This is a genomic window from Pedobacter nototheniae, from assembly GCF_004335085.1.
In the GTDB taxonomy this organism is placed as follows: Bacteria; Bacteroidota; Bacteroidia; order Sphingobacteriales; family Sphingobacteriaceae; genus Pedobacter; species Pedobacter nototheniae.
In genome coordinates, this window is record NZ_RQRS01000016.1 from 79,239 (window position 1) to 90,855 (window position 11,617).

Annotated in this window: 10 protein-coding genes; 6 read left to right on the forward strand and 4 right to left on the reverse strand. The window is 35.3% G+C overall.

Features of this window, described 5'->3' with window-relative positions:
- Positions 1–2 precede the first annotated feature (2 nt).
- From EHC72_RS14730 to EHC72_RS14740, 3 genes are all read right to left on the reverse strand, one after another.
- Positions 3–1,823, reverse strand: a complete 1,821-nt coding sequence (locus EHC72_RS14730; protein WP_131538480.1) for an ABC transporter ATP-binding protein — start codon at positions 1,821–1,823, stop codon at positions 3–5.
- A 128-nt stretch (positions 1,824–1,951) separates the two neighbouring features.
- A complete protein-coding gene (locus EHC72_RS14735) occupies positions 1,952–2,938 on the reverse strand; it encodes a glycosyltransferase family 2 protein (protein WP_131538481.1) in 987 nt (328 codons plus the stop codon).
- Complete coding sequence (locus tag EHC72_RS14740; protein WP_131538482.1) at positions 2,939–3,817, reverse strand: glycosyltransferase family protein; 879 nt, start codon at positions 3,815–3,817, stop codon at positions 2,939–2,941.
- A gap of 69 nt (positions 3,818–3,886) precedes the next feature.
- On the opposite strand from EHC72_RS14740, the gene meaB reads away from it, so the two are divergent.
- Positions 3,887–4,786 carry a methylmalonyl Co-A mutase-associated GTPase MeaB gene (gene meaB, locus EHC72_RS14745; RefSeq protein ID WP_131538483.1) on the forward strand — a complete coding sequence of 300 codons (900 nt, stop codon included), beginning with the start codon at positions 3,887–3,889 and terminating at the stop codon, positions 4,784–4,786.
- On the opposite strand, the gene EHC72_RS14750 is transcribed toward meaB, so the two are convergent.
- Positions 4,773–6,062: an aminopeptidase P family protein gene (locus tag EHC72_RS14750; RefSeq protein ID WP_131538484.1), complete on the reverse strand. Its 1,290-nt coding sequence runs from the start codon at positions 6,060–6,062 to the stop codon at positions 4,773–4,775. The two genes, meaB and EHC72_RS14750, sit on opposite strands and share 14 nt — an antisense overlap.
- Before the next feature lie 172 nt (positions 6,063–6,234).
- Here EHC72_RS14750 and EHC72_RS14755 point away from each other — a divergent pair, with 172 nt between their 5' ends.
- From EHC72_RS14755 to recG, 5 genes are all read left to right on the forward strand, one after another.
- Complete coding sequence (locus EHC72_RS14755) at positions 6,235–7,596, forward strand: OmpA family protein (RefSeq protein ID WP_131538485.1); 1,362 nt, start codon at positions 6,235–6,237, stop codon at positions 7,594–7,596.
- Positions 7,597–7,697: 101 nt separating this feature from the next.
- Positions 7,698–7,838 (forward strand): DUF6728 family protein, encoded by a 141-nt coding sequence (locus tag EHC72_RS23245; protein ID WP_317126349.1) that lies wholly within the window; start codon positions 7,698–7,700, stop codon positions 7,836–7,838.
- Between the two features lie 16 nt (positions 7,839–7,854).
- On the forward strand, positions 7,855–8,235 hold the full coding sequence (locus tag EHC72_RS14760; RefSeq protein ID WP_131538486.1) for a RidA family protein: 381 nt from the start codon (positions 7,855–7,857) through the stop codon (positions 8,233–8,235).
- Between the two features lie 2 nt (positions 8,236–8,237).
- Positions 8,238–9,152: an EamA family transporter gene (locus EHC72_RS14765; protein ID WP_131538487.1), complete on the forward strand. Its 915-nt coding sequence runs from the start codon at positions 8,238–8,240 to the stop codon at positions 9,150–9,152.
- The gene (recG, locus tag EHC72_RS14770) at positions 9,145–11,250 is read left to right on the forward strand and encodes an ATP-dependent DNA helicase RecG (protein ID WP_131538488.1); all 2,106 of its coding nucleotides are present in this window, start codon (positions 9,145–9,147) and stop codon (positions 11,248–11,250) included. The genes EHC72_RS14765 and recG overlap by 8 nt, the downstream gene beginning before the upstream one ends.
- Positions 11,251–11,617: the final 367 nt, after the last annotated feature.

The window sequence follows — 11,617 nt, forward strand, 5'->3', positions numbered from 1 at the left end:
CGTTAATCTGTAAAAGCTTGCATATCAATTAATTTCCTGTATAATCCATTGTTAGCCATTAATTCAGAATGATTACCAGTTTCGGCAATTACTCCCTTATCAATTACAACAATTTGATCTGCGTGTTGTATGGTGCTTAAACGGTGTGCAATAACAATAGATGTACGGTTTTTCATTAAATTATTTAATGCATCCTGAACTAGTTTTTCTGATTCAGTATCTAAAGCAGATGTGGCTTCATCCAAAAGCATGATAGGCGGATTGGCTAAAACTGCACGTGCTATGCAAATTCTTTGTCTTTGCCCACCAGACAATCTATTCCCTCTATCACCAACAAAGGATTGATACCCATCTTCAGTGCTTAATATGAATTCGTGTGCATTTGCTATTTTGGCAGCAGCAGTAACTTCTTCCTGAGAAGCATCTGGTCTTGCAAAGGCAATGTTATTGAAAATAGTGTCGTTAAATAAGAAAGAATCTTGATTTACTGTTCCCATTTGCGAACGAATACTTTCTACAGTTAAATTTCTATAATCATGACCATCAATTTTTATAACGCCTGATTTTGGATCATGGAATCGAGGAATCAAATCCATAAGTGTACTTTTACCTCCACCAGACGGACCCACTAATGCAACGGTTTTTCCCTTTTCGATTTTGAGATTAATGCTTTTTAGAATCTCTTTTTCCCCATAGCTAAAGGATACATCCTCTAATGTTAATGCATTTTGAAAACCTTCAAAAACTTCAGCATCACTTTTATTCACCATGGCTGGTTTAGTATCAATTAAATCTAATACACGCTCTCCAGCAGAGATGCCAGAGTGTATCCCGCTAAATGAATCGGTTAAAGCTTTAATAGGTTGCATCACTTGAGAAAATGTAGCTAAGTATACAACGAAATCTGCTGCTTCAAGATCTCCCTTTCCACTCAAAATTAAAGTACCTCCATATAATAGAATAAATACAACGACAAAAACACCAAGTGTTTGCGAAACTGGAGATGCGAGTTGTTGTCTCCTTGCCATTTTCCTATTCAAAAAGGAATAAAACCTGTTTTCATCATCAAATTTTTGTTTCGTTCTATTTGTAGCATTAAAAGCTTTTATAATCTTTATGCCACTGAGTGACTCATCTAAAAAACCGATCATCTTTGCAAAAGATTCGTGAGACTGGGTAGCCTGTTGCTTTAATCTTTTTACTATCTTGCTGATGATAAATCCAGAAATAGGAATAACCAGTAATGAAAACAATGTCAATTTTAAAGATATTGAGATTAAAACTCCAACAAAGAACATGAGTTGTAGTGGTTCTTTAAAAACAACTTGTAAGGTATTAGTTACGGTAAACTGAACCACTTGAACATCCGATGCTACCTTAGAGATGATATCGCCTTTACGCTCGTTGTTAAAGAAACCAACATGCATATTCATTACGTTGTTAAAAACAGTCTTTCTTAAATTTAATAAGGTATGTACGCGTAAATCCTCCATAAAACGTTGAGAGAAATATCTAAACAAATTAGATAAGAATACGGTTACAACGATCACAATACAAATAATTTGTAAGGCATGTATTTTATCGTGTGCAATTATGGCGTCCATATATTCATTAAACTTTCCAAGAAAATTTAATGATCCTGCAGTTTTGTCAGACTTAATATTAGTAACAGCTTTGCCTAGAAATAGTGCTTGCATCAATGGACCAAGCAATGTGAACAAAAAGGTATTAAAGGCTATTGCGAATAATGTTGCAATAACATAAGGTATGGCAAATTTTTCTATAGGTTTGGCAAAGGATAATAAACGAAAGTAAATTTTCATTTTAGGTAATATGGTTATGTAAACCGAAGCCCAGTTAGTTAGGCTGCGGAAAAAATCTAAATAAAATTAGGCAAATGTACGTTTTTCGATTAAACCTTATCAGGTTTGGGCGTTTGCTATACTTAAAATTACAATCGCTTAATGCTTTTTGTGGAAATAGATTGATTAACAATTCCCATTACATCAGAAATATTCAATTTAGAGTTGTACTTTTTCTTTAAACTATTCAATCTTTTTCTGCTATTGTCTATTTGATCTGCGTGCGCTAAATAATCCTTATAACTGCCGATAACCCAAAATTTTCCAATCAATATTTTTGGAAGTAATTCTGCAAATAGTTGCTGCAATGGCCAAAGTATTTTCCTTATTCCATTAAGGTGAATAGATTGAAGGATAAAACGGTTTCGGTAGTAAATTTTCTTTATAAAATCTGATTTGATTTGTGTTTTGGTGCTTCCACTCACATGATGAAAACAAACGGATTTATGCTCGTAATAACATTTCCAGCCCAATTGCCAAGCCCTCAGACTTAAATCAAAATCTTCAGAAGAAAATGGGGAATAAATTTCATCAAAGCCACCAAGTTCTTTTAGCTTGTTAGCATTAACCAATGCATTTGCACCCGAAAGATAAGCTGTATAAACATTTTCATCTTCAGTATTTTCACTATAATAGAATTTATTGGCTTTTATTCTGCAACCTCCATAATATAACAAGCGGGCGGCATCTTCAATTTTAGTTCCATCAACAGTCATTATTCTGCTCATAACACCAAAAGTATCAGGCTTATTAAAATATTCCCATTGATGGTCAAAATAATCGGGTGTTAACTTTACATCAGAGTTTAATAAGAGAATAAATTCATATTGAGATTGACGTATCCCATGATTACAGGTATAAGAAAATCCTCGATTTTTATCGTTAATAAGGAGTTTAACGTTTGGATAGTTTTCTTTTATAAATGTAATGCTATCATCTTTAGATCCATCATCAATCACAATAATTTCGAATAAAGATTTCGAATTAATTGCAGCCGTAAATACTGATGGCAAGTATTTTTCGAGTAAATGCTTGCCGTTATAATTAGGTATAACTATTGAAACGCTTTTTTGCATCTACTTTACGAGTTTGTAATTCCGGTATTCAAATAAACGGATACCCGTTAAATCTTCAATTTTTTGCAAAAGTTTTCTGCGGAAATTCATTTTAGATGGAAGCTTGGTAAGATCCTGATCAAATTTCCAGTTTGCAGCTTCAATTCTAGTGTGCATTACTTTTGGATGCGTTCCTTTAAAATGAACCAAGCGATCTGCATTATGCATATCAAAAGTGTTTTGCACAGGGTAATTTTCCTCAATCCACTCTTCGGTTTGATAAAACTGGTTAAAGTTTCTAACCTTTCCCTGTAAGCCTTTTGGTGGTTTTACCCAGCCATAATGGTAAATGTAAGCATCAATAAGTTTAACATTTAATTTTCTGTCGTTAATTCTAAACCCTTGTGCGTCCCTATAAGAATGTATGCCAGGTAAATTTTTTAAAATGCGAACTTCCCTTCTATACCACCTTCTCGATTCGGCAAGGTAATCATATGAGGCATAAAAATGTTTGTACTTAAGTAGCAACGCTTCAACCTTATCATCGTTCAAGGTATCTTCCATTTCCTTTCTAATCAAAGGAAGATAATCTTCGTGTATTGCTTCATCACCCTGAATATAAATCATCCAGTCGGTATCTTTAGAAATTTGGGCAAGTGCCTTATTAGTTTCATCCGCAAAAACTCTTCCGCCTTCGCGGATACTGTCATCCCAAATGGTTTCTATAATTCTAATCTTTTTAGGATCGATACTTTTAACCAATTCCGCAGTTTCATCCGAAGAATTTCCTAGCGCAATCACAAAGTCATCACATAAAGGTAAAACAGAAAGAATAGCCTCTTTAGCGGGATAATCGTTTGCTATTGCGTTTCTTAAAAAGGTAAATCCTGTAACTTTCATTCAGACTTTATGTTTATTATTACTTTGTGCCTTATATTTTTGTTTATTTGCACAAAGATAGTTTTATTGATGAATACCCACCTATCCGTTTTAAGCGAAATTAGCAAAGGCAATTATAAAGTTTTGGCCAGGACTTTAACTTTGGTGGAGAATGATATTAAGCCTGCCGATTTAATATTGAGAGATCTGGATGGTAAAAATACAGTTCCGGTAATTGGCATAACAGGTCCTCCGGGAGCAGGCAAAAGTACACTTGTTAATGCTATAACCAATTATTTTGTCTCTTCAGGTAAAAGAATAGCGATACTTGCTATTGATCCAACATCGCCATTTAATTTTGGTTCCTTACTTGGAGATCGCATACGAATGGCAAGCCAATTTAATAATCCTAATGTTTTTATTAGATCGCTCGCCACTCGAGGCGCATTAGGCGGTATTTCTGCCAAAACCATTGAAATGGTTGATGTTTTGAAAGCTGCAGATTTTGATTTAATTCTGATTGAAACCGTAGGTGTGGGGCAATCTGAAGTGGAAATTGCTGGCCTGGCGGATAAAACCATTATTGTTTTAGTACCAGAATCTGGCGATGAAGTCCAAAACATTAAATCGGGCTTAATGGAAATTGCCGATTGCTTTGTAATTAATAAAGCGGATAGAGCGGGAGCCGACACATTTGCAAATAATCTCAAAAAAATTGTTCACCAAGGCTTGAAAACTGTCCCTGTTTTAAAAACAACGGCAGATAAAAATATTGGAGTAGAAGAATTATGCAAGTGGATTATCGCTAATCCTGCAGATAGTCCAAATGATAAAAAAGAGTTTTTACTTGCAGAAAAAGCTTGGAAAATCATTCAACATTATAAAATGCAACATATAGATAAAAAAAAGCTTCGCGAAAAAATTCACGAAGCTTTAGCTGAAAAGGATTTCAATATTTATCGCTTTGCGGATAAATTTAAGAATTCATAATGCTTTCAATTTCCTCTGCTTCAACAGGAATATCTGCCATTAAATCTATATTACCATTAGCGGTAATTAGAATGTTGTTTTCCAATCTAATACCAAGCCCTTCCTCAGGGATATAAATTCCAGGCTCAACTGTTAAAATATTTCCTACAGCAAAAGGAGTATATCTACCAGCAAAATCATGTACATCTATACCTAAATGATGAGAAGTGCCATGCATGAAATATTTTTTATAAGCCGGATAAGATGCACTTTGCTTTTTAACATCTTCAGTAGATAGCAAACCAAGTTTAATCAATTGTTCTGTCATTAACTCGCCCACCTGTTCGTGGTAAGTGTTCCAAACGGTATTGGCTACTAACAATTTTGTTGCTTCCTTCATTACATGCAACACAGAGTTATATACATCTTTCTGTCTGGCAGTAAAACGACCGTTAACAGGAATTGACCTACTCATATCTGCATTATAGTTTGCATATTCTGCACCAAAATCAAACAGAATTACATCGCCATTCTTGCATTCTTGATTGTTATCATTATAATGGAGGATGTTGGCATTGTGGCCAGATGCAATAATTGGAGTGTAAGCATGGCCTGTTCCACCTTGACGAATAAACTCATGGATTATTTCAGCCTCAATTTCATACTCTTTAACGCCTGGTTTAGTAAATTTTAACACCTTTATAAAAGCATCTCTGGTTATTGCGCAGGCTTTTTTCGTTAAATCAATTTCTACATTTGATTTAATAGCCCTTAATTTACGCATAATTGGAGCCGAACGTTCATAATGATGCAAAGGGTATTTCGAACGCATTTGATCTATAAAACGAATATCTCTATAAGGAACCGTGTGCGCATATCTATCGTTCTCATTTGTGTTTAGATAAATGTTATCCGCATAATGAACTATACTATGTAAAATGTTGTCGAAATCTTCTAACCAATAGATTGCTTCAATGCCCGAAGCAGCCTTTGCCTGCTCTTTTGTATACTTGTAGCCTTCCCAAACTTTAATGTGATCATTCGTCTGTCTTAAAAACAGGACTTCTCTGTATAATGGATTAGGACAATCAGGATAAAGGAGTAAAATGGATTGTTCCTGATCGATCCCAGATAAATAAAATAAATCTGGATTTTGCTTAAATATAAAGTTTTGATCGCCACTTCTTGGAAATTCGTCACTAGACTGAAATAGAGCCAAAGAGTTGTTTTTTAGTTCTTTAATATAGTTTTTTCGGTTTAAAATGAAGAGCGACTGATCAATTTTAGGATATTTCATAAATGTTATATATTAAACTGGGTGATGGTCAAATGTAAGAAAATGATTAAATAAGACGAAGTTTGGAACGGAGTTTGTATAAAAGTTTGAAAATTTAAAATTTTGATTAATTTTGCAGTTACTGAAAAATTAATCAATTAAATTGTTTAACCCTTAAAAAAGAAAAAAGATTATGAATTATTCTACTTTAAAGAAAAGTCTTGCTCTTTCTTTAGTGGCATTAACAGGAGTAGCTTCTCTTGCTGTCGCTCAGGAAACCCCGGCAACGACTTCTTCAACCAAGGTATTTGGTGGAAGAGGACAGTACAGAACTTGGTCAATTGGTGTTAATGGTGGCGTTTTAGCCCCTGTTCTTGCTATTGGCGGTTCTAATGATTTCAACAAATGGGATGTTAACTTAGGTTACGGTTTAAATATCCGTAAACAATTAGGTCACTCATTCGCTTTAGAATTGAATGGTTTACGTGGTAAAGTATCTGGATCTAACGATGCAACTGTTGGTGCTGTTCCAGCAGGTTCTCCAAAAGAATTCGAAACTCAATTACAATATGCTGTAGATTTACGTGGTGTTGTTAATGTTGGTTCTATCGATTTCTTACGTCGTGAGAATTCAGTAGGTTTCTTCTTAACTGCCGGTGGTGGTTATTTAGCTTATGCTCCAAAAGTAACAGCTGCTAATGGTACTGTAACTGATTGGAAAGGTAATGCTACTGGTCCTGCAGGTGATAAACACGATGCTAAAGATTACGTAAAAGGTTTTTATATTCCAGTTGGTGCTGGTGTTAAATTCAAAGTTTCTGAGCGTGTTAACTTTAACTTAGGTTACACTATGAACTTTGTTGATGCTGATAACTTTGATGGAGTTTATGCAAAAGGTACTACTAAAGATCACTTCTCTTACGGTTATGCTGGTTTAGAGTTTTCTTTAGGTTCTTCTGCGAAACCAAGCTTAGAGTGGTCTAACCCATTAGCTACTATGTACGATGAGTTAAAAGATCCTAGCTTACGTCAAGAAGTTGAAGCATTGAAAAACCGTGTTTCTGCTGTTGAAAAATCTGTTGAAGATTTGAAAAAAGATACTGACGGTGACGGTGTTGCTGATCAATTCGATAAATGCCCAGGAACTCCTGCAGGTACTGCTGTTGACGGTTCAGGTTGCCCACTTCCTAAAGTAGCTCCTGCTACTGAAGTTGCTACTTCAAACGTTACTGGTTTCGAAAAAATCGGTTTTGATTTCAACTCATCAGTATTAAAAACTGAATCTTATCCAACTTTAGATAAATTATCTTCAGTGTTACGTGAAAACGGTGGTAAAGTAACTGTTAACGGTTACGCTTCAAGCGAAGGTACTGCTGCATATAACTTGAAATTATCTAAAGACAGAGCAAATTCTGTTAAAACTTACTTAGTAAACTCTGGCGTTTCAGCTAGTCAAGTTGCTACTAAAGGTTTTGGTGAAGCTAATCCAATTGCTTCTAACGATACTGAAGAAGGTCGTATCCAAAATCGTCGTGTTGAAACTGCTAGAAACTAGTATTTTCTCACTTAAAATTTTGAAAGAGTCCCGGTTATTGGCCGGGACTTTTTTTATGCCTTTTAATTTTCTGTATAAACCTTTTTATCTAAGTTTGTATTATGTACTTCTTCAGAAAAAAAGATCCAAATCGACCAAATAATATCAATATTAAGATTATGCATATTATTAATGCTTTGGCTATCTCAATCTTTTTAATAGGTATTATTTATAAGCTTATTCAATGGCTTTCTAAATCATAATTTCACATTTCTTTTTATGAAACAAATCATCAAAACTTCTAATGCGCCTGCGCCAATTGGACCTTATAATCAAGCTGTAATGGCGGGTAATTTTTTATTTGTTTCCGGACAAATTGCTATTAACCCAGAGAGTGGCGAATTAAATCTGGTTAATATAGAAGAAGAAACCCATCAGGTAATGCGCAACCTTAAAGCGGTACTATTAGAAGCTGGCTTAGATTTTGAAAATGTAGTAAAAACAACCATTTTTTTAAGTGATATGGGAACTTTTGCACAGGTAAACGACGTGTATGGTCAGTATTTTACAGATAATTTTCCTGCTCGCGAAACTGTACAAGTATCTGTACTACCTAAAAATGTTAATGTAGAAATTTCTGTAATTGCCGTTAAAGGATAGTTTTGGCTATAGGAAAAGGTAAGTATTTTCTGGCAGGCGTTATTCCTTATATTATTTGGGGTACAATGTCTGTTCCATTGCGAAATATTAAACATTTTCCTGCTCAGGAGATTCTTTATTACCGGATTCTGGTTTCTGTTTTAATGGTATGGGGCACCATCTTTTTATTTAGAAGGAAAGCCTTAGCAAATGATTTTAATTATATAAAGACTTTAAGTGTTAAAGAAAAGAGAAAACTATTTCTATTAACACTTCTTGCTGCAATTTTAATTACGGGCAATTGGTTTACATATATTGTTGCCGTAAATAGTATCAGTTTAAAATCGGCCGCATTTGCTTACATGGTTTGCCCGCTTATAACGGCATTGTGCGGTTTTATTATTTTAAAAGAACAGCTTACAAAAACTAAGGCACTAGCAATAGCTATTGCATTAGTAAGCATTGGGCTTTTGGCTACAGGCTCTATTAAAGAAGTTTTATGGTCTGTAGTGGTTGCATCATTTTATGCTTTATACTTAATTGTGCTTAAGGTAATTAAAAATGTAGATAAGCTTAATTTTCTCGGCATACAGTTAATTGTTTCTGCCCTGATTATGCTGCCAATGTACTTTTATAATGCAACACCTTTGCCAACCGAAGCATTTTTTTGGGGACATATTTTTTTAATTGCAACTGTTTTTACCATTATTCCACTGTTTTTAAATGCTTATGCATTATTAGGCATGCCATCATCAGCCTTAGGGATTTTAATTTATTTAAACCCTATAATTGCTTTTGCTGTTGCATTTTTCTATTTTGATGAGAAGATTGATACGCACCAAGTGTTTGCTTATTTGCTTTTATTGCTTTCGATATTAATTTTTAATGCGCAATTGATTAAATTGTTGTTTACAAGAAACAGTAAAAATTTTGTTTAATTCTCCGTTAGATACACCTATTGAATTTATAAAAGGCGTTGGGCCAACCCGAGCCGATGTAATAAAGAAAGATCTTAATCTCTTTACTTATGAGGATATGCTTTCTTATTATCCTTTTAGGTATATCGATAGAACGAAGTTTTATAAAATTAATCAGATCAATCCCGATGCCTCGTACATTCAAATTATTGGGCGGATAATTAGTAAAAAGGTTATTGGTGATAAACGTGCGAAACGCATTGTTGCCGTTTTTAAAGATGAAACCGGAATTATGGAACTGGTTTGGTTTCAAAGTTTAAAGTGGGTTGATGATCATATCACCGTTGGAACCGCGTATGTGGCATTTGGTAAACCAACCTTATTTAACGGTACATTTAGCATTTCCCATCCGGAGATGGAACTATACCAAAAAAATGCCGTTGGCAGAGGGAATCAAACTTTGCAGCCTGTTTATAATTCCACCGAAAAACTGAAAAAGTTTAATCTTGATTCAAAAGGAATACAACGGTTAATTGCAGGTTTGTTAGATCAGGTTGTACAGCAAGTACCCGAAACTTTGCCCCAATATATTTTGGATAAGTATCAACTGCCAGATAAACGCGTTGCCTTACTTAATATTCATTTCCCTAAAAACCAGAAAGACCTTAGCGCCGCAGAAAGGAGATTAAAGTTTGAAGAACTGTTTTTTATCCAACTACAACTTTTACATAGCAAACAGTTAAAGGCCCTAAAATTTAAAGGGGTTACTTTTGAAATTGTTGGCGAAAAGGTTAACCGTTTTTATAAAGAGTTTTTACCTTTCGAATTAACCAATGCACAGAAACGAGTGGTTAAGGAAATCAGGATTGATACCCAGCGTGGCATCCAAATGAATAGACTTGTGCAGGGCGATGTAGGAAGCGGAAAAACGGCGGTTGCGTTAATGAGTATGCTTTTGGCAAATGATAACGGATATCAGGCTTGTATGATGGCGCCTACCGAAATTTTGGCCCGTCAGCATTATGCTTCTATAACCGAATTGGTGACAGATGATTTGGTTAAAGTTGCCATATTAACTGGAAATACAAAAAAGAAAGAAAGAACACTCCTGCATCAGCAACTTGAAAACGGAGAGATTGATATACTAATTGGCACGCATGCCTTAATTGAAGATAAGGTAAAGTTTAAAAAATTAGGTTTGGTTGTTATTGATGAACAACATCGTTTCGGTGTTGAACAAAGAGCCAAGCTTTGGCGTAAAAGCATTATTCCGCCGCATATTCTTGTAATGACGGCTACACCAATTCCTAGAACATTGGCCATGACGCTTTACGGTGATTTGGATGTATCGGTAATTGATGAATTGCCTGCAGGAAGAAAGCCCATTGAAACGAGACATCTTTTTGAAAGCCAGCGCATGCGTATGTTTGGCTTTATGAAACAGGAAATTGCAAAAGGCAGACAGGTTTACGTGGTTTACCCTTTGATTAAAGAAAGTGAAAAGCTTGATTTGCTGCATCTAGAAGCGGGTATTGAGCAGTTGAGTTATCAATTTCCCCGCCCTGATTATCAAATGAGCATTGTACATGGACAAATGCCAAATGCCGATAAGCAGTTTGAAATGCAACAGTTTATTGATGGGAAAAGTCAGATTATGGTTGCCACAACTGTGATTGAAGTTGGTGTAAATGTGCCAAATGCTTCGGTCATGGTCATTGAAAATGCTGAACGTTTCGGCTTATCACAATTGCACCAATTGCGTGGGCGTGTTGGACGTGGGGCTGAGCAATCTTTCTGTATTTTAATGAGCAGTAATAAATTGAGTAAGGATGGCCGCCTGCGTTTAGAAACGATGGTTAGAACCAATAATGGTTTCGAAATATCGGAGATTGATTTGCAACTGCGTGGCCCAGGAGATTTAACAGGGACACAGCAAAGTGGGGTTTTAGATTTAAAACTTGCGGATTTGGCAAAAGATCAAATTATCCTCTCGGAAGCCAGAAATACTGTTATTGCCATTTTTCAGGAAGATGGAAGATTGGAAAAGCCCGAAAATGCGTTACTCAAAGCCTATTTGCAAAAGCGTGAGCAAGGTATTTCCTTTGATAAGATTTCTTAATCTTATCAACTAATGTTTTCCGCTGCCGCGGGGGCCTTATTCTTTTTGACAACAAAAAGAACCAAAAATTGTCGGCTTGCAATTTTTCTGTTTAAGACAGTGAGTGGGATTAGACTGTGCTACCCGAATAATTGACCATGCCGATTTAGAGCTTAACGAAGAAACAATAGTTTGGACTTGTTAGCTGTTTAGGCAATCGCTAAACTAACTTTCAATTAAAATACTATTCTTTCCGATTACGCCCAGGCATAGCAGCATTTCGCAGAATAGCTCATTATAATTCTTACACTTACTTTCATTATCCGAATAATCAAAGGAATATGCAGCGAGGGTTGGGATTGTGTTGGGCTAAGCCTCATATTACTGT

What these genes read in the sequence shown, in the direction of transcription:
- EHC72_RS14735 (WP_131538481.1), bottom strand. Translation starts at nt 2,938, where the DNA reads ATGCAAAAAAGCGTTTCAATAGTTATACCTAATTATAACGGCAAGCAT.
- EHC72_RS23245 (WP_317126349.1), top strand. Translation starts at nt 7,698, where the DNA reads ATGTACTTCTTCAGAAAAAAAGATCCAAATCGACCAAATAATATCAAT.
- EHC72_RS14740 (WP_131538482.1), bottom strand. Translation starts at nt 3,817, where the DNA reads ATGAAAGTTACAGGATTTACCTTTTTAAGAAACGCAATAGCAAACGAT.
- meaB (WP_131538483.1), top strand. Translation starts at nt 3,887, where the DNA reads ATGAATACCCACCTATCCGTTTTAAGCGAAATTAGCAAAGGCAATTAT.
- EHC72_RS14755 (WP_131538485.1), top strand. Translation starts at nt 6,235, where the DNA reads ATGAATTATTCTACTTTAAAGAAAAGTCTTGCTCTTTCTTTAGTGGCA.
- EHC72_RS14730 (WP_131538480.1), bottom strand. Translation starts at nt 1,823, where the DNA reads ATGAAAATTTACTTTCGTTTATTATCCTTTGCCAAACCTATAGAAAAA.
- EHC72_RS14750 (WP_131538484.1), bottom strand. Translation starts at nt 6,062, where the DNA reads ATGAAATATCCTAAAATTGATCAGTCGCTCTTCATTTTAAACCGAAAA.
- EHC72_RS14760 (WP_131538486.1), top strand. Translation starts at nt 7,855, where the DNA reads ATGAAACAAATCATCAAAACTTCTAATGCGCCTGCGCCAATTGGACCT.